Origin of the sequence: Paenibacillus sp. PAMC21692 (assembly GCF_014303795.1) — a bacterium.
Classification (GTDB): Bacteria; Bacillota; Bacilli; order Paenibacillales; family Paenibacillaceae; genus Pristimantibacillus; species Pristimantibacillus agaridevorans.
In genome coordinates, this window is record NZ_CP060293.1 from 53191 (window position 1) to 71592 (window position 18402).

At 53.2% G+C, this 18402-nt stretch carries 11 protein-coding genes and 1 tRNA gene; 3 read left to right on the forward strand and 9 right to left on the reverse strand.

Annotated features, from left to right (window positions below):
• Window positions 1–211: 211 nt before the first annotated feature.
• Together gap and H7F31_RS00230 are read right to left on the reverse strand one after the other, a co-directional pair.
• On the reverse strand, window positions 212–1222 hold the full coding sequence (gene gap / locus H7F31_RS00225; RefSeq protein ID WP_087571776.1) for a type I glyceraldehyde-3-phosphate dehydrogenase: 1011 nt from the start codon (window positions 1220–1222) through the stop codon (window positions 212–214).
• A 168-nt stretch (window positions 1223–1390) separates the two neighbouring features.
• Complete coding sequence (locus H7F31_RS00230; RefSeq protein ID WP_187102512.1) at window positions 1391–2422, reverse strand: sugar-binding transcriptional regulator; 1032 nt, start codon at window positions 2420–2422, stop codon at window positions 1391–1393.
• Window positions 2423–2738: 316 nt separating this feature from the next.
• Between H7F31_RS00230 and H7F31_RS00235 the strand changes: the two genes are divergently transcribed.
• Window positions 2739–2813: transfer RNA gene (locus tag H7F31_RS00235), tRNA-Arg, on the forward strand.
• A gap of 515 nt (window positions 2814–3328) precedes the next feature.
• The gene (locus H7F31_RS00240; RefSeq protein ID WP_261800247.1) at window positions 3329–3970 is read left to right on the forward strand and encodes a ThuA domain-containing protein; all 642 of its coding nucleotides are present in this window, start codon (window positions 3329–3331) and stop codon (window positions 3968–3970) included.
• Between the two features lie 212 nt (window positions 3971–4182).
• Here the strand turns inward: H7F31_RS00240 and H7F31_RS00245 are convergent, their stop codons facing one another.
• Window positions 4183–7188, reverse strand: coding sequence for a family 78 glycoside hydrolase catalytic domain (locus H7F31_RS00245; RefSeq protein ID WP_187102513.1), 3006 nt, complete (start codon window positions 7186–7188; stop codon window positions 4183–4185).
• A 144-nt stretch (window positions 7189–7332) separates the two neighbouring features.
• Between H7F31_RS00245 and H7F31_RS00250 the strand changes: the two genes are divergently transcribed.
• Complete coding sequence (locus tag H7F31_RS00250) at window positions 7333–8307, forward strand: helix-turn-helix domain-containing protein (RefSeq protein ID WP_187102514.1); 975 nt, start codon at window positions 7333–7335, stop codon at window positions 8305–8307.
• 128 nt (window positions 8308–8435) lie between these two features.
• Here H7F31_RS00250 and H7F31_RS00255 read toward each other — a convergent pair whose 3' ends face one another.
• From H7F31_RS00255 to H7F31_RS00280, 6 genes are all read right to left on the reverse strand, one after another.
• Window positions 8436–11012 carry a discoidin domain-containing protein gene (locus H7F31_RS00255; protein WP_187102515.1) on the reverse strand — a complete coding sequence of 859 codons (2577 nt, stop codon included), beginning with the start codon at window positions 11010–11012 and terminating at the stop codon, window positions 8436–8438.
• A 98-nt stretch (window positions 11013–11110) separates the two neighbouring features.
• Complete coding sequence (locus tag H7F31_RS00260) at window positions 11111–12838, reverse strand: type 2 periplasmic-binding domain-containing protein (RefSeq protein ID WP_187102516.1); 1728 nt, start codon at window positions 12836–12838, stop codon at window positions 11111–11113.
• Window positions 12839–12903: 65 nt separating this feature from the next.
• Window positions 12904–13782: a carbohydrate ABC transporter permease gene (locus tag H7F31_RS00265; protein WP_187102517.1), complete on the reverse strand. Its 879-nt coding sequence runs from the start codon at window positions 13780–13782 to the stop codon at window positions 12904–12906.
• Window positions 13783–13798: 16 nt separating this feature from the next.
• Window positions 13799–14704: an ABC transporter permease gene (locus H7F31_RS00270; RefSeq protein ID WP_187102518.1), complete on the reverse strand. Its 906-nt coding sequence runs from the start codon at window positions 14702–14704 to the stop codon at window positions 13799–13801.
• A 198-nt stretch (window positions 14705–14902) separates the two neighbouring features.
• Window positions 14903–16525: a response regulator gene (locus tag H7F31_RS00275; RefSeq protein ID WP_187102519.1), complete on the reverse strand. Its 1623-nt coding sequence runs from the start codon at window positions 16523–16525 to the stop codon at window positions 14903–14905.
• Between the two features lie 11 nt (window positions 16526–16536).
• Complete coding sequence (locus tag H7F31_RS00280; RefSeq protein ID WP_187102520.1) at window positions 16537–18348, reverse strand: sensor histidine kinase; 1812 nt, start codon at window positions 18346–18348, stop codon at window positions 16537–16539.
• Window positions 18349–18402 lie beyond the last annotated feature (54 nt).

Sequence of the window (18402 nt, forward strand, 5' to 3'; positions counted from 1 at the left end):
GCACCGAGAAGATTGGAGGCAGGTAGAAACTGAGGAGCGGAGCGTAGTGGAAGCTACGTGAGCACCGGAAGGTTCGCCTGCATTCAATATTCGATGTCGTCTATGCCTCTTGGCATACTTCGTGATGGGAAGCGGACTTTTTGAACAACCTCTCATAGATAAAGAGCGGAAACAAGTTTCCGCTCTATTAGCATTACGCTGTCAGGCAATATTATTGGGACAGTTTGGCGAAGTGCTCAAGCGTGCGAACCAATTGAGCCGTATAGGACATTTCGTTGTCGTACCAAGCTACCGTTTTTACCAGCTGTTGGTCGCCTACTGTCAGAACTTTCGTTTGAGTTGCGTCGAACAGGGAGCCGTAAGTGATGCCAATAACGTCGGAGGATACGATTTCGTCTTCCGTGTAACCGAAAGTTTGCGGGTCGGAAGCTTCTTTCATAGCCGCGTTAACTTGCTCTGCCGTTACTTTCTCGTTAAGAACGACAACCAGCTCAGTCAAGGAGCCAGTAGGCGTAGGTACGCGTTGAGCCGCGCCGTCAAGCTTGCCTTGCAGCTCAGGGATAACCAGGCCGATTGCTTTCGCGGCGCCCGTCGTGTTAGGGATGATGTTTTCGGCCGCAGCGCGAGCACGACGGAAGTCGCCTTTCGGATGCGGAGCGTCCAGCGTGTTTTGGTCGCCTGTGTAGGCGTGGATCGTCGTCATCAGACCTTGTACGATGCCGAATTTGTCTTGCAGCGTTTTGGCCATAGGAGCCAGGCAGTTCGTTGTGCAAGATGCGCCGGAGATAACCGTTTCGGAGCCGTCGAGGATATCATGGTTAACGTTGTAAACGATCGTTTTCATGTCGCCAGTAGCAGGAGCGGAGATAACCACTCGCTTAGCGCCGCCTTTAAGGTGCTTTTCGGCAGCTTCTTTAGTCGTGAAGAAGCCCGTGCACTCCAGAACGATGTCTACGCCCAGGTCGCCCCAAGGAAGCTCTTCGGGGTTGCGGTTAGCGATAACTTTAACTTCTTTGCCGTTCACTTTAAAGAAGCCGTCATGAACTTCAACGTCGCCGTCGAAGCGGCCTTGCGTTGTATCATATTTCAGAAGGTGCGCCAGCATTTTCGCATCCGTCAAGTCGTTGATCGCAACAACTTCGATACCTTCCACGTTCTGAATACGGCGGAAAGCCAAGCGTCCAATACGTCCAAATCCGTTAATACCTACTTTAACTGTCATGAGTATTAGCCTCCTAAGCATTTTAAATGCAAATATATTTCAAGACGTTCCGCATTTCGCGCCGACTGGTCCAGCGCCTTCGCTTCGCGTCATGATGCCTGCTCTTGTAAGTAAGTTAAGTTGCATGCAGATGTCGCTCCGACTCCGTATGCCGTTAAATGCCGGCTATCATTCCTGCCCGATCAAGTCCGCAATCTCCAGCGCCGCCGCTTCGTCCGTCACCAGCACATCGTTGTGCCCGAACCGCATGACCGCCGCGATCGCTTCGCCCTTGTCCTTGCCGCCCGCTACGGCTATAACAACTTCAGTCTTCACAATATCGTCGAGCCGTAACCCGATTGTCTGCATTTTGTGCACGACGGCTCCGCTACGGTCAAAATAATAACCGAAAGCCTCCGCCAGCGCGCCTTCCTCCGCAATCTCGTCGACCATCGCCTGCTCCAGCTTCCTTCGCCTCGCCATCACCATCGCGTCGCCGATGCCGTGAACGACGATTCTCGCGCTTCGGATCACTTCGACAAGCTCCTGGATGTTGGGCTCCTGCATTAATGAAGCGAAAGCTTCTTCGCCCAGATGGTCCGGCACGTGCAGCAGTCTGTATTGACCGCCCGTCCGTTTGGCCATCGTGGAAGCGATCGTGTTGGCCTGATAATCGTGGCTCTCGCCAAGCCCGCCCCTTGCCGGAACGAACCTTACCGACTTCAGCGCCGTCGAGGTCGCAAGCTGGTTTGCCACCTGCGCGATTGTCGTACCTCCCGTGACAGCGACGACATCCGTTGGCTTAAGCGCTTCGCGAAGCACCTGCCCCGCCGCCTTGCCAAGTTCACGCTTCGCTTGCATCGAGTTTTCCGAATCGCCCGGAACAACGATCACCTGCGATAATCCGAAATACGACTTGATTCGCTCCTCGAGCTCCGACAGACCGAACATCGAGTTGTACAGGGGCTCCAGCCGCTCCAGCAGCGTTCTGCCTTCTTCGCTGATCGACATCCCCGCCGTCCCGATCTCCAGCAGTCCTTGCTCCTTGAGGAAGTCCGTCTCCGCCCGCAGCACGCGCTCCGTCATTGACAGCTCGCCCGCGAGCGTCCGCCTGCCGACCGTGCCTGCAAGCATGACGTGATTCAGAATGGAATACCGTGTCCTCATCGCAACCAGAAGTTCCGGTACAAGCTGCTGCTGCATTTCAATGAGCTGACGCATCTCTAGCCTTCACTCCATCTGATTCGAATTATTGCCAGAGACCGCCATGAACCGTTGGACACATTACGTCCCACTGACTCATTTTAAGTCCCACCTCTATTTTAACCAATTCATTTCCCGTCTGCAAGTATGAAAAGTCGGATGAAAGCGATTGCCGTCACATCTTACACAAATTTAATTTTCGTATTGCTCTTGCTTTCGATACGCCAATGTCATATAATCATTTTTGCTACTGTTTTTCATACTTCACCTTTATTTCTCCGACTGAAACGCGCCGCGTCCCCCAAAGGACGATGGAAACCGTTTCAAATGACATGCGCCCGTGGTCCAATGGATATGACGTAGGCCTCCGGAGCCTGAGATCTAGGTTCGATTCCTAGCGGGCGCGCCACTTAAACTTAAGAGACAAGCCGTTCAGCTTCTGCTGGACGGTTTTTTTGTTACAATAACGTCATTTATGAGGCTGTCTATTCATTGTGCAGGGGTGAAATTTCGGACAAGTGTCCGTTAGGAAATGAACGGGAGCAACTATAACGGAAATGAAAGGCGTTATTTCAGCAAAAAGCTGTACTTTGCAAATCTAATGGAACTGACAGCCCTTATGATGGGCAAAAGTCCACGGTTTGCCTGGATTTCTCACGAATAACGTCGCAGAGTTCCGGTAGATTTTAAAATCACGCCAAAAGATCCATATAAGGGCCCTCACTTCCGTTAACAAGTTGGCGATGATCGATTGCAGCTTCATTTCCAGTTTCGCACACAATGAATCGACAGCCTCTTTATATCCTTTAGAAGGCGCCTATCCCCTCCGTACATTCGTTGAACGGCCAAAGAAAAACGCTTACAATTGGATGGACAGCCCTGCGCCTGCCGTACAGGGCCATTCTAAGGAGGGGATGTGCACAGATGAACACGATCAAAGCGCTTGCGTTGGGACATTACGAGGATGCCAAATACCATCCTTTTCAAGGCGTCGATAAAGAATTGGAGCTCATATTCAAGGAGCGGATCGATGTCGCCTGCACCGATCGTTACGATAAACTCGGGACGTCGGAGCTCGCAAAGTACCGGCTATTCATTTCCTATGCGGAATTCATGGAGGAGCAGCCGCTCCTCGCCTCGCAGGTCGCCGCGCTGCTAAGCTACGTTGCGAACGGAGGCGGACTTCTCGCTATCCATAACGGCATCTCCCTGCAGCGGAACGACGAACTGGCTTCCATGCTGGGCGGCAGATTCACGAACCATCCGCCATTCACTGCCCTGCCAGTCTCGCTGGCCGATCGCGATCACCCCATCCTGCGCGGGCTGAGTTCCTTCACCGTCGATGACGAGCCTTACCGGTTCGATATGAATCCGCTTATGACTACGACCGTCCTTGCCGAGTATGAGCATGAGGGGCGGCGATGGCCCGCTGCATGGGCGCATTCATACGGTCTCGGGAGAGTCGTCTATCTCATGCCTGGGCACAGACTCTCCTCCTTCCATGTCGAAGCTTACCGCCGCTTTATTCTAAACGCGGGGCTGTGGGCGGCAGGACAGGAAGTGTAATTTTCCCCATAACTGCGTTCTAGTCAATGCGAGAAATATAAACACTGTATAGTCCCGCTCTCCCTGTCTGCTTCGGCAATATGTATGCGATAGATACCGTTTGGTACAAAGTGTTAACGGGAACAAATATGCTGGAACCCATGGGCTCTTATTGCTTATATTCGAAAAGAAGCCCGGTCAGACAAATCGCCTGACCGGGCTTCCGGTTCCGTTTATTTTTGCAACGACTTCATACGTCTTATCGATACCTCGCAGGCTGCCGGCACTCTGATGTCAAGCTCGACGCCGTCCGGCGCCACGATCTCGAGCGTCAATATCCTGCCCTCGCTTGCCGTCCACGCCACCTCCACCTTGCCTCCATCCGGCAGCGGCACGGCTCCGCGCGCCCAATCCAGATCCCCTGTCTGAGGTTCGATGACGACCTTTGTCCAGCCTGGCGCGGCAGAGCGTACGCCCAGCACGTAAGCTCCCAGGAAGTAACCCGGGGCGGCCGACCATGCATGGCAGTGGCTGCGCGTCAAATCGTTTTCGTTTGCCCGGTTCATCGTCGTATGCCCGTACATCTCCCAGCATGTCGTTGCTCCATTGTCGATCATGAAGCCATAGTTGTATCGCATATCTTCGAGCATGCGGGTTACGTTGCCTTCTTCCTTCATAAGCGCTTCATAATAGAAGAAAGACATGAACGGGCTTCCGATCTCCACGAAGCCGTCCGGCGTTTCCGACAGATATCCGGTCAGCCGCCCTTTGCGCTCTCCCTTGGCCACGCCAGATAGCAACGCCATCACCTGCGTCTGCATGCTGAATATATCGGAGCGCCTTCCGTCCATATGGATGCAGTCCAGATAAGCCCCGCGCTCCTCGCTCCACAGATGGCCATTAATAGCTTCAGCCAGCTTCGCGGCTGTCTCCTCGCACCAGCGCCCGTCCTCTTTCGCGCCTCCCGCCCAAGCAACCAGACCGGCTGTTTGCCTGAGCACTTGCTCGAACAACAAGTTCTGATGCGTGACGACACCATCGTTCGGCTGATCGATCGGAGCCCAGTCGAGCAGGTTCCATCCTTTGATCTCGAGCAGCCCCTCTCGGTTCAGCCGCTCCGCGTAATGGCGAAGCATGAACAAGATGTGCGGAAGCATCTCTGCGCCGAACTTCCGGTCGCCTGTATGCTCCGCATATTCCACGCAAGCAGCTGCCCAGAAGAAGGTCCAGTTCGGAATGACGCTGGTCCATCCGCTCGGAACCTGATCCACGTACAGCGGCGTCTGGAAGGCGGATCCCGGCACCAGCCGCAGACAACGCTCCGCAAGCTCAGTACCCCCGAACAAATAATAACCCACCAGCGCTTCGTTGCGGCTGTCGCCTACCCAGAACGTCTGCTCATAGGCAGGGCAGTCGACAAACGTGTCCTCCATGCACAGCTTGGTCGTATGTCTGGCCATTTCCCAGATCTCGTTGAGTTTGGCATCCGAGCTCTGGAATGCGCCGATCTGCGGCGCCGGATAGTTGCTTTGCAGCACGCGGACGTCGTGGATACGCACTGGCTTCGTCGCGCCGCGGACCGTTACGATCAAGTAACGGAAGCCTCGGCGGATAGGCGAGCTATACCGCTGGTAGCCTTCGCCAGTTATATATCGCAGCGTATTATCTAGTCCGTAGGTGTGTTGAACGTAGTCTCCTTTGCGATATTCCACGCCGTACCAATCGATCGTCACGCCCGGTTCCGCCTCCAGCTCGAACTGCAGGTATCCGCTCCATTCCTTGCCGAAGTCCAGAGTAAACTCCGTATCGCCATCGGCGAATACCGGCACGATTCCCGGATCCGCCGAAGATACGGCGGCTTGAGCGAGAGATAGCGGCACGGCATAAGGCTCCGACACCCGCTTCGCGAATTGAGGGGCGAAGGCGTCCTCGTCATTGGCGTATAAATAAGGGATAGGCTGGGCGGGGAATCCGCGGCCGGCCAACTCCTCCAATGTAGCGCATTCCGCGACAGCCTCCGAGAGGGCCGAACTTGCCGCCTTCCACTTGGAGAACAACTCCGTCTGGTCCTCGAAGTCGACGATCGTGAAGGCTCCAAGCGAACCAATGGATGCGAACTGTGATGCTGTTTCCTCCCGCCATGTCGATGCAGTTTCATCCTTAAGAGGTTCTCCCGTCGCGATCAGACCATCGCGGGCGGGAAGCGGCTGATGCCACTCGATCGGTTTGTCGCAATCGATGCCGATACGCTGCATGCTGCCGTGATCCGGACCAAACGCCGTGTACAGAAGGAGATGATCGCCCGCGGGCAGCGTCGTTCGGAAATGTCTTAGCGGCGGAGCGAGCTCCGGCTCGAGGATTTCGTTGCCTATTCGCAGAGTGCCGCGGACCTCATTGCCGATGTCGAAGCCGCCGACGTTCAGCATGATAAGAACCTCTGCTTCTTCCTGCAGGCGCAGCGTCGTGGCGAATGCTCCTGCATAACACAGCGCGTTGGCATTCTCCTGCCCTCTCGGCTTCATTAGCGCATAATTATCGATGAAAGCCGTCAACCGGTAAGGCTGCACCCTGTTCAGCGACAACACGCTGACAGGCAAGACGGGCTCCTCCGTCAGGAAGGGAATATCGCGAGGCTGCGGCGACGTCCAAGGCTCCATGCCGACCTCCCCGATGACGTCGGCTCTCGCCCATGAGCGATCATCATAATCGTTGCCGCTCCAGTTCGCATCGTATTGCCGGGCATCGATACGCTCCGCGAACGCTTGCTGACACGACATGCGCGAGATGCCCCGTCCATGGCCGCCGTGCCTTGACGTACGCCATTCTCCATCAGTTGCGGCTAGCGTCTGCGGCTCCCCGCCTTTATGAGAAACGGACAGCTCCGCCAACAATCCGCCTCTGCCGCGCAAATAATAAAAGTTGCTGATGCCGAAGTGCATCACCTGGACGGCAATCGTATTCCGTTCCCCTTTGCGGAGCAAATGCCCTACCTCATAAGCATCGTAAAAAATAGTAGACGGGTAATATCGCGCCGGTCCTCGTCCGATGCGCTTCCCGTTTACGTAGATTTCGTACCGCGAATCCGCGGTGATCCATAATGTCGCTTCCGCCTCCGGGGACAGCCCGGCAGGGTAATCGAAGGAATGGCGGAACCACCTCCATTCGTTACGGGGACTCTCCTCCTCGCCACCCCAGATCCACTTCGCCTTCCATGCCCCTTCTTTGAGCACTCCAGTCATGTTGCGTCCTCCCTCTCATCGATTCCACGAATGACATCGCTTAGTTTCCATTGTAGAATGGGTACAAAGGCATTTTTATCCCCTATTCAGACATTACTAGCCGTCAAACGGACATACGAATGAAGCTTTGGAGGTCTTGGACGTATGACTTCGCAACGAACCATTCAACATTATATGGAGCATCATTTCTTTGGTCGGCATCCCGACATCTATGTGCAGGAAGCCGTAGAAAACCTGTGGCTGTCCGAACACGATCACGACTTCGTCGAGCTGGTGCTCGTCACCGGGGGAAGAGGTACGCATTACGTGGACGGCGTCCCACTGCAAGCGGAGCGAGGCGATCTGTTCGCGATACCTGTAGGCATCAGCCATATTTTTCGCCCTTCGGCGAGCAGCCTCCGTTCCTCGCGGAGTTCTTATGGCGAGAGGTTGGAGGTGCTGAACTGCCTGATCAGTAAGGCTGCGCTGTCCAGACTGTCCGCTTTTCTTGGCGACGACGGGATAGCGGAATTCCTGAATTGGCTTTCCGGGAACAGCTATCATGACCATGGCCAAGACCATGACGCCAAAAGACGGAGCTGGCTGCGTGTCCGGGATGACTCCGACGAGCTTCGCGGCCTTTTCACCCGCCTTCATGCCGAATACATGGGCCCCGCAGAGCCCTTGTCGCTATGGAGCGGCGTACTAAGTCTGCTCGCCGCCGTCTACCGCCATGCCGACCTTCTTGAGGACGGCGAAGTCGCGGCGTCATCTGCCGAGGCTGCCACCTTTGCGAGAAGCCGCCCTTCTGCCGGCGCACCCGTACGCAAGGCGCTCGCCTATATGCGGGCGCACTACGCGGAGCCGTTGACGGCCGCCGTCGTCGCTCGTGCGGCAGGCATCGGCGAGCGGCAGCTGTCGCGCTTGTTCGCCGCGGAGACAGGCCGTCCGTTCCGCCGGCATCTGGAGGCCATGCGCATCGACGCCTGCTGCCGCTATCTTCGCGAGGGCAGCGTGGCTATCATGGACCTGCCTCCCTTGGTCGGCTACGAGCAGTGGAAGTCGCTGAGCCGCGTCTTCCGCCAAGCCATGGGCTTGTCGCTCGGCGAATACCGCAAGCAGGCGATGCGCAACGAATAATGCGCCCGCACCGGAAGTTTCGACACGTCTCTCTTCCAATTTATCAAGATGGTGATTGCAAATGCGATCGATACGTATAAAAACCGCCAGTCCATCCCGGAATCGGGTTGTACTGGCGGTTTTTGCCGTTATAGCTCGTTATAAACTTCGATCTCTCCCAGCTGAAGAACATAATGCCCGTTATTGTCCGGGCGCAGCCCCGATGCGGAAATTCGTATTTTATTCGTCGTATCGGCGTACCCCCAAGTATAGGCAAGCGCCGCTCCCGAGACAGGCTGAGCTTCGTTGGTCCGGATTACCCGATCCTGCCAATTGACTCCATCCCACACTTGAATCTTAAAGTCTTTCGGGTATCCGTAAGGCTCGGTACGGCCGACAAGAACGACCTTGTTAAAGGCGACCGGAAGCCCCATATCGATTTCGATCCATTCGGCATGGTCGCTCGTTATTCCCGTCTGAGTCGAAAAATTCGTCATTCTGTTTCCGTCCGTAAGCCTGCTCTTCGGCCAGCCCGAATATTCGCTGCTTACCGTGACCACGGCATGAAGGGCCAGGTTCGAAGGAGCTATCGGCAAAACGTACAATCTGCCTTCTCCCGGAGCAAAGGCAGACGACATTGCGCCCGTGGCCGGATTGTAATTCGTGGCCACTTCGCCTCCCGTCGTTTTGGAGATTTCCGTGACCGTGCCCGGTTTGGAAGAAAGCGTGAACGACACGGTTCTCGAATTGACCGTATCCCGGTTAGTCACCATGACATATCGGCGTCCGTCGGCGTCCGTCGAGTATCCGATTACTAACGGATCCGAAGGATTGGACGGCTGAAGGACAAAGCTCGAAGGCAGCGCGGTCGTGCCCGCAGGCAGCGTTCCGGTATGGTAAACGGCCTGAGAGGTCAGCGACAGTAGCTTAGGCCCAAGTTTCAATACCTCCGCGTTAATATTTTGGACATGCGTATACGAAGCGTTTTTGGTCCCGTCCGGCAACAAAATGCCGTCATGGAAAGATTCTCCTTGTCCGGACGGGGTCTCGTAGGTGAAGTAATTGATCCCCTTAGCCCCATAGGCTAGGCTCGTGTATACTTGGTACCTCATTTCTCCTTCCGTAGGCGCCCGAAGCGCCCCGGCGATGCCGACCGATTGAATATAGGTCCAGAAGTCTATCGATGCCGCCAGGGACTGCCTGCGGATGATTTCCATATTCGAATAATAGTCGGCGCTGATCCCGCCGCTTAAGCTGAACGGATAATGATCGTACATCATGAAATCGGGGTCTTTGCTAGCCCAGCGGTAAACGTAATCTTCGTAGGAGAAGGCCGTCAGGTTTTGATTCAACGTAAACCAGAAGTCGCCATCCGTGGAGCTCCCCGCCACGTAAGCCGTGCCGTCTTTCTCCCATTCCGTTCCGCTCGCCGACTTCACGACCCAACCGACCGAATTGTCCCCGCCGCCTCCATGGGTAAGCTCCCAGTAATAGGACGTATGCGGGCTTACGGATGCATTTAAAGTAAACAGCGGATAATCCGTGCTCGCCCCCGACAGCGTCTGCTGCGCGATCAACGCCGTTTTGGCGGGAGAATTCCACAGCTTCAGAGTCAAGGGTTCGTTCGCCCCCCATTGGCTCTTGTCGATATTCAATTGAATCGTGGTTATCTCGGTCGTCTTCGAATTGGTCTTGAAAGACTGTCCTACCGATTGGGCCGGACTTGCGAATACGCCCGTCCGCCCGCCGAAACCGAGGTTGCCCGCATAGGTAGGAAGCAAGTTCACGTACGTCAAATGATTGGGATCTGCCTGCCTGAAGAGCTCTGCCGTTCGTTGCAGTCCCGTCATGGCTTCGGCCGAGGGTTCGTCCATGAGATTATATCCGAGAAGCGCCGAATTCGTTTTGTAATGATCGGCGATTTCCTGAATTTCCGCAGCCGAAGGCTCCGACCCGCCGCTATACATCTTCTGGCCGTAATGCAGCTTGAACCAGAAATCATAAGTACTGATCGGCGAGCCGCCCTGATAAGCCATACCCCCGCTATACACGTCCGTTATACTTCCGGCCACCAGACCGATGTTAGCGGAGTCGTTGCTCGTAAGCTCCATATAATACGAAGTACTGGGGCTCAACCATTTGTAAAGACCGAATATGGGATAATCATCGGCTACGGGCCCCGTAATGGAGGCGCTGCCGATTAGATTCGTCTTGCCCGGAGAATCGTAAAGACTTAATGTAAGTGTTTTTCCGGCCGTCCACTGCGTTTTATCGATATGAAGTTGAACGGTATCGAGAGCCGTATCCGGATGCGCCGGAGTCGTAAACGTTTGCCCTAACGACTGAGTGTTCGATACGAACTTTCCGTCGTTGCCCAATGTTTGTTCCTCATAGAATTTATGCGAGCCTAATCGATTATCCTGGATGACGCATTTCAGCCCTGCCGCCGCGCACTGCGTTAATGCCGCGTCGGTCAGTTCATAACCGTAAATTCCGTTAGACAGAAGCACGTAAGTCGCGTTCATATCCTTGATCTCTTGATATTTCGCGCTCGTGGTGTTCGCGGCATCCGGAGACCAGAATATGCCTATGGGAAACGGATCGACATTGGGCGCAACCGCATGGGCGAGAGGCCCGCCGATTCCCGTCGCGAGTACGCAAACGGCCAACGCCGCGCACCAAATAGAAATCCTCTTCCTAACGCTAAAAGATACGGCTTTTCTCATTAATAATTCCTCCTCCATGTTATAATAGCGCTTTCATTTATTGCGGAAAGAGATGCGGAGTTCTGCGCTTGGAGAAACCCCGCATCTGAATCATAAACTTATTCCAAATCCGGAACCGTTTTCAAATTGTTCGTTCTTTCCTCCGAAATCTCTTCGTACCCCAGTTTCACTTCCGTTTCTTGCCACTTCGCGATAATGTCCCGGATTTCATCCTCGGATTTCGCAAGCACGCCGGACACGACCATGTCTTTCCAACGGGTCGCGTAACCTGCGCCCTTCTTCAGTTCGATCGGTCCCGGGAGGACGTACGGGGCTTTATCGGTTATATAGCTATAGACCGGCTCGCCTTCGACATAACCCATATTTTTTAACGTTTCTACGACGTCCGGCCTTTCGTCGTACGCGGTCGGAGCATAGTATTTCACCTGAAGATCAAAGTTGGGAGAAGGGCTGTAATAGTAGATCCCTTCCGGAATTTTAGCGACGAGGCTTCCGTTGAATTTTTCGATGCTGGCCTGGGTATCTACGATTTTATTGTTCGCATCGTACTCCCAATCCTTTCCTTCTTCTCCGAAGGTGGTCAACTTCCAACCCTCTTCTCCCATCGTGTATTCCATAAACTTGATAAACGCATTCAGATCTTCATCGCTGATGCTCTTTTTAATAATCCAGTACGAGTTGACTCCCAACAAGGCTTTCTTAATAAACGTCGGGTCTAGCGATGGGTTCGTCTTACTGCTGAACACGGTCGTTCCGACGAACAAACCGTCTGGATCCACGCTCGCCAAACTATCGTTGACCGTCATGACGTGCGTGCCCCATGTTCCGAACAATCCCACACGGCCGCTGGACGCCTTCTCGATATATTGTCCGTACTTCATCGTCAAGCTTTCCTTGTCGATCAAGCCCTCTTTAAAAAGCGAGTTGTAATAGGCCACAAATTCGAACAAATTATCCGAGAAAACCATGTCATGCCGTTTGACTTTACCGTCTGTTTTATCCGTAAACCAATCGTTTAGGCCAACCGTAATGTTGCCTGAGCCCGCATACGAGTATTCCGGATTATCGAACATGTACTTATTGTTCCAGAACATCTCTCCGAAATCGATCGAAGGAATGACCTTCTGCCCGTCGGGCAGCTTGATGTTATCCCTGAACGCGATCAACGTATCCCGCAATTCGTCCGTTGTCTTAGGTACGGGCAGGCCAAGCTCATCGAGCCAATCTTTCCGAATGAGCGGCGCGGTAGCCGGCTTGGTCCCCTTGGGCGATTCATACCCCTGGGGCACGCGGAACAGCTTCCCGGTCTCCACGTCTTTGTTTAACGGCAGCAGTTGGCTGACTTGGGCTTTATACGTCGGCATCCGGTCCAGGATCTCGTTCCAATCCAATAGAATGTCGTTTCGTCCCAACGCATCGATCGTTTGCGCCGCCAGCGTGGAGCTTGTCGTCATTAAGATGTCCGGCATGTCCGCCGCTTTCGTGGCCGCCCACAATTGAAGCTTCTTATCCGCTTCGTCGGAGCTTCCTACTTTGAATACGTTTAGCTTCACGTTGAAGCCCAGTTCTTTCTCGAGCACGGGTCCGATTCTGTCCTTCGATTCTTCGACGGTCGGCCATCCCCAGTTGAACATGGACACGGTAAGCTCCGACGGAAGGGCCTCCTCCGGGGGCTCGGCCGAAGCGGTCGCCTCCTGTCCGGACGAAGACGCCGCGGGGCTGGACGCTTTGGGCGCATCGTTCGTTTTGGCGCAGCCGGCCAGAACGCTTGAAGTCGCGAACGCCAGCATAGCCAGCGAAACCAACATTTTCTTTTTCATCGTCATGCTAACCTCTCCCTTTTGATTTCATTATATATAAATACCGTGAGGTACTCATACCGCCTATCCGATTAACCTTTGACCGATCCTAGCATCATGCCTTTGACGAAGTACTTCTGAAGAAAAGGATAGACGACGATAACCGGAACCGTCGTGATGACCAGCATGGCCATTTTGACCGACTCTGCCGTCACGGTCGCTTTGAAGCCCGCATCCATCTTGGAAATAGACGCGATGTTGGACGCTTCGTTGGTCTGAATGATTTTCAGCAGCACGTTCTGAGCGGTCCAGAGATCTTCGCTGGTCATATAGGTAAATCCGGAAAACCAATCGTTCCAGTGGAATACCCCGATAAACAGCGCAACCGTCGCCAGCACCGGCGTGCTCAGCGGAACGACGATTCGCCAGAAAAGGGAAAAATCGCTCGCTCCGTCGATAACCGCGGATTCTTCCAATGCGGCCGGAAGTTCGTTCAAAAAGGTTCGCAAAATCAAAATATGAAAGGTCGCGAGCAAATGGGGCAACACGTAAACCATAACGTTGTTGACCAAACCCAGCATATCCATAACGACGTAAGTCGGGATAAGACCGCCGGAGAAATACATCGGAATCAACATCCACCAAGTCAGGAATTTGCGGAATACGAAGTGCTTCTTCGTTAGGGCAAAAGCGAACATCGCGGTAAGGAGCAAATGCAGGACGGACCCGACGATGACCCGGAACAACGTAATTTGGTAGGCGTTCAACAGCTCCGACGTTTGGAAAATCGCTTTATAATTTTCGAAGGAAAAAGATCTCACCCACAGATAGAGGCCTCCGCGCTGCGCGTCCAGCGGATCGTTAAGGGAAACGATCAAGACGTAGTAGAACGGATAGATGCAGGCCAGCGTGAAGAGCAGCATGACCAGGCCGTTGATCACGGCGAACAGGTCTGGTTTTCGTTTGTTCATAGCCTTGCCTCCGTAATCATATGATGGAATCGCTTTTGGCGGCTTTCGCCAAATAATTGCAGACGATGAACAAGGCCAATCCGATAAAAGCTTGGAAGATGCCCATGGCCGTCCCGATCGAATACCCCATTAAGCCCATATCCTTCAAGTAGCGGAGAACGAGAGTGTCCAGAATTTCGGCCTGCTGCTGAACGGTTACGTTCGACATCGTCCACATTTGATCCTGACCCGCCCTTAACAGGTTCGAAGCATTGAGAATGAACATGAGCACGATCGTGTTTTTGATGCCGGGAAGGGAGATGTGCCAGATTTGCCTGAACCGATTGGCTCCGTCCATCTTGGCCGCCTCGTACTGCTGGACGTCGATCGCGGACAGGGACGCGATAAAGATAATCGCGCTAAACCCCATGTTTTTCCACGCTTCGGTAAATAGAATGATCGGATAGAAAGCGTCTTTATCGGCCATGAAATGAAACGGCTCTTTCAGGATCCCAAGGGAGACGAGCAGGTCGTTCACCACTCCGCCGTCTATGGACAAGAGTTTGTACCAGATTCCCGCCGCGATGACCCAAGAGACGAAATACGGCAAATAGGAGGTCGTCTGAACGAATTTCCGGAACCATCCCGTGCTAATTTCATTGATCAGGAGGGCAAAAACGACCGTCGCCGGGAAGAGCAGGATTAATTTCAAAGCGCTGATCAGGATCGTGTTCCGAAGCGCGTTATTAAAATCGGGCATATCGAATAACGTTTTGAAATTATCGAATCCGACGAAGTCGCTTCGAAATACGCCTTTGAAGACGTCGAAGTCCTGGAACGAAATGACGATGCCGTACATCGGAAAATAGGAAAACACGAGAAAAAACAGAAATCCGGGCAACGCGAACGCGATCAACCATTTTTGACGATAAAGCTTGTTCATACCTTTCACCTGCTTACTTAAAGAATAGTTCCACCGAAATGTAAGCGCTTTCTTAATGAGCTGAGAAGAATCCGCCGTTCCTCGCATCGCCTTGGCTCTTCTAAAGCGATGCTTGTGACGGACTCGACTCCTCGCCGTTTGCGCCTTGCTTATACTTCTACTTTAACGCATCGGACAACCGCTTATCTTGCACGAATCTTACGCGTTTTTTGGACTTTTTTTACTCTTGTTCCGCCATTCGCTCGGCGTCGTTCCCGTTGTTTTTTTGAACACCCGATTGAAATACTGTTGGTCGGAAAATCCGAGTCCGTGGGCAATTTCCGCGATTTCCAGCGCCCCGTTCCCGAGCAGCTCTTTCGCCTTGTCGATCTTGAGCCCGGTCACGTATTTGACGAAGCTCTGACTCGTGGCGGCTTTAAAGACGCGCGAAAGATACGAAGGATTGATGGAGAATTTATCGGATACCGTCTGCAGGGTGATCTCTTCCTCGATATTTCTGGACACGTAACCGATGATTTGATCGATGACCGACGAATGGAGAGCGGCATTCCGAAGGGTGCCTCCTTCCGATCCCGGAGCGGAACGAAACACTCTCTCGATCATCGTCTCGATCGACTTCACGATCGCGCCGCGATCCTCGAGTTCGTCCAGGGCTCTCCCCGATAGAACGTCCGGATCGATCCGATCGACGAAATCGTAGCCGTTTTTCAAACAGAACCGGATGACCAGATTAACGTACTCGTTAAACAGGTAGTCGATCGAAATCTCTTCCCGGCATTCGGCTAGCGAACGTACGAATACATCCTCCGCGGTATGGCGGAGAAGGTCGATCGTTTTCGCAAGACTTTTGTTTTCCAGGCTTTGTTCGGCCAGCTTGAATTTAAGCGCGAGCGATTGCGAAGCGCTATTGCTGCGAGCCTCGTTCGCGGCATACGGGAAGATGCGATCCGTTCCGAAACAAAATCTGTTTTTCAGCGCCATGGCGGCTTGCCGGTAAGCCGTCCTCGGATCGCCGCAAGGTCGGCTTATGCCTATCGTAACCGCCAAGCCGTGCCGGTCGCCGAGCGATGCGCGAAGCCGATGCGCTTCCTTGGACGCAACGTCGGCTAGCTGATTTTCGTCCTCGCCGCCGAATATCAGAATGAACGAATCCTTGCCGAAGTAATTTTCCATCATCCAGCCGTATCCCGTTTCATCGTCGAATCGATTGCGCAATTCCCGGTAAACTTCGCCATCGACCGGTCGTTCTCCGGCATGGAGCTTAACCGAGGCAATGAGACAGGAACCGTGTCTGAGAATGGCGTTTTCCCGTTCCGCATCCTTCTTCTCGATCTCATCGTCCCGTCTGTCGGTCAACAGATGATAGATTTCCTTTTCCATCGCCATGCGGCGATTTTCCCGGCTAACCGTTTCGATCCGAATGCTCTCTTCCTTCGCCTGACCGGCTGCCGCGATCGCGTCCCGCATCGCCTCCACCACGGAAATGAGGTCTTGGGCCTTGACCGGCTTGAGCACGTAATCCGTCACCCCGTGCTTCATCGCTTTGACGGCGTAGTCGAAATCGGCATACCCGCTGGTCACGATAAACCGGATGTCCGGATATTCTGCCTTTACGGCCTCGATCAATTCCAACCCGTTCATGACAGGCATCCGGATATCGGTCAGGATCAGGTCCGGGATTACGCCGCCTTTGATCAAATCCAACGCTTCCCTGCCGTTGCCCGCCGTTAAAACGCTTTCGAACGAAACGGAGCTGCCGTGCAAAAAATAAACGATTTTGTCCTTGCTCAATTCTTCATCGTCTACAACCATGACCTTCATCTGGATGCACCTCATTTCATTTTGCGACCGGTAATGACGACCTTTGTCCCGCTCCCCTTGGCGCTTTCGATCGAGATTCCGTAATCGCCGCCGAATAACAACTTAAAACGCATGTTCACGTTTTTCAGTCCCACGCCCCCGCGAGTCTCGGAATGAGACAAAAAGGCTTCTCCATCGATATCCTGCATGATCTTGCGAAGCTTGGACTCCTCGATTCCGATTCCGTTGTCCGTCACTTCCAGAACGATCGTATCCTCCGTTTCGAAGGCTTTGATCTCGATGACGCAGGCCATGGACATTTCGTTAAACGCATGTTTGATCGCGTTCTCCACGACGGGTTGAAGCGTGAACCGAATCGTGCGGTAGCCCGACATTCCTTCGTCGATCTCATAGATCACGCTTAAACGGCTGCCGTAACGAATTTGGATAATTTCAAGATAGTTTTTGACGTGTTGGATTTCGGTTCCGATTTCCACAACGTTATTGCTGGCGATGTTCATATTGTAGCGGTAAAAATCGGCCAGCTTTTCCACCATTCCGTTGATTCGCACGTAATCCCGTTTAATGGCCAGCGAGCTGATCGCGTCGAGCGTGTTGTACAGGAAATGCGGGTTGATCTGGTCCTGCAAACTTTTGATCTCGGCCTCGTTGCGCAACACTTGGTTCTCGAGCACGTTCTTGATCATCGCATTAAAGCTTCGGCTTAGATCGCCGATCTCGTCGTTCCGGTTAATGTCGCTTCGGATCTGGTAGTTCGATTTCTCTATGTTTTTCATCGTCTTGGACAACCTTTTGAGATCCCGCGTGCTCCTCGTCACGAATAGATGAACGGCGAGAATCAGGATGGCCATCACGATGATTCCCGTCAGCATGATGATGATTTTCGAATCGTTGATTTGTTTGTCGATCTTGTTTTGGTTAATCAAAGAAACGACGTACCAGCCCGTCGTCGCGGAATTTTTAACGTTGGCGTAATAGCTTGACCCATGGAGACGAAGCGTGTCGAATTCGGCTAACCGGCCGATGTCCTTGTTGCTGAATTCGTCGTAAGCCGAGACTTCGGAATTCAGGCTGAAAATGACCTTCCCGTCCTCCGTCGTAATTAAAATATCGTCGAACGCCTGGTTGTTGACCCCGTTAAGGAATTGCGAGAACAGGTCTTTGTCGGCGCTCAGCACCATGAAGTCTTTTTCCCCGGGCAGGTTGTCCCATAACTTGATTGCCTGGGAAAATAACGTATTGTTGTCCTTGCCCGGCAAGAGGGAGAATCCCGGCAGCAGCACCATCGATTGCTCGGAATCGGTGATCTCGCGGTACATGTTCGTATTCAGGGCATTGCGAATATACTTGAAATCCTCGCCGTCGTTTAAATCCGTCGTCAGAATTTCCTGCCTGTCGAAGAGGATGACCGATAACGATTTGTAGCCTTTGAAAAAAATCAGCGATCGGATGTTATCGTAAAAACGATTGTAAGCCGTATACCCCTCGAAGGTTCCGACGAATTTCTTGTCCGCGATCACGGGGAGGTTCGCGTCCTCGGAGAGAATCATCAGCACTTTCTGCATATCGTCGACGTAGCGGTCGATGCTGTTGCTGATCTGCGCGTTCAGGCTCGTAACGTACTGATTGATGTTTTCCTTCGCGTACTTTTCCATAAAATGCGATAATAGAGCGCTTAAAACGGTAATAAACACGATGCCGATTATCGTGTTAAACAGGATGAATTTATTGCGTAAGCCAAAAAAGAGGAGTTTAATCCTCTTTTTGATCGTGTCGACGCTATTCGCTTTTATACGATGACCTCCCGGAAAACAAACGTCCATCTCTTCTTGCATGCTCAGAGAGACGTAAGCAGCGTCCCTTTTCTGTCATTATAT

Bases quoted from the DNA above. Each gene is read 5' to 3' on its own strand.
- gap (WP_087571776.1), bottom strand. From the start codon at position 1,222: ATGACAGTTAAAGTAGGTATTAACGGATTTGGACGTATTGGACGCTTG.
- H7F31_RS00230 (WP_187102512.1), bottom strand. From the start codon at position 2,422: ATGCGTCAGCTCATTGAAATGCAGCAGCAGCTTGTACCGGAACTTCTG.
- H7F31_RS00240 (WP_261800247.1), top strand. From the start codon at position 3,329: ATGAACACGATCAAAGCGCTTGCGTTGGGACATTACGAGGATGCCAAA.
- H7F31_RS00245 (WP_187102513.1), bottom strand. From the start codon at position 7,188: ATGACTGGAGTGCTCAAAGAAGGGGCATGGAAGGCGAAGTGGATCTGG.
- H7F31_RS00250 (WP_187102514.1), top strand. From the start codon at position 7,333: ATGACTTCGCAACGAACCATTCAACATTATATGGAGCATCATTTCTTT.
- H7F31_RS00255 (WP_187102515.1), bottom strand. From the start codon at position 11,012: ATGAGAAAAGCCGTATCTTTTAGCGTTAGGAAGAGGATTTCTATTTGG.
- H7F31_RS00260 (WP_187102516.1), bottom strand. From the start codon at position 12,838: ATGACGATGAAAAAGAAAATGTTGGTTTCGCTGGCTATGCTGGCGTTC.
- H7F31_RS00265 (WP_187102517.1), bottom strand. From the start codon at position 13,782: ATGAACAAACGAAAACCAGACCTGTTCGCCGTGATCAACGGCCTGGTC.
- H7F31_RS00270 (WP_187102518.1), bottom strand. From the start codon at position 14,704: ATGAACAAGCTTTATCGTCAAAAATGGTTGATCGCGTTCGCGTTGCCC.
- H7F31_RS00275 (WP_187102519.1), bottom strand. From the start codon at position 16,525: ATGAAGGTCATGGTTGTAGACGATGAAGAATTGAGCAAGGACAAAATC.
- H7F31_RS00280 (WP_187102520.1), bottom strand. From the start codon at position 18,348: ATGGACGTTTGTTTTCCGGGAGGTCATCGTATAAAAGCGAATAGCGTC.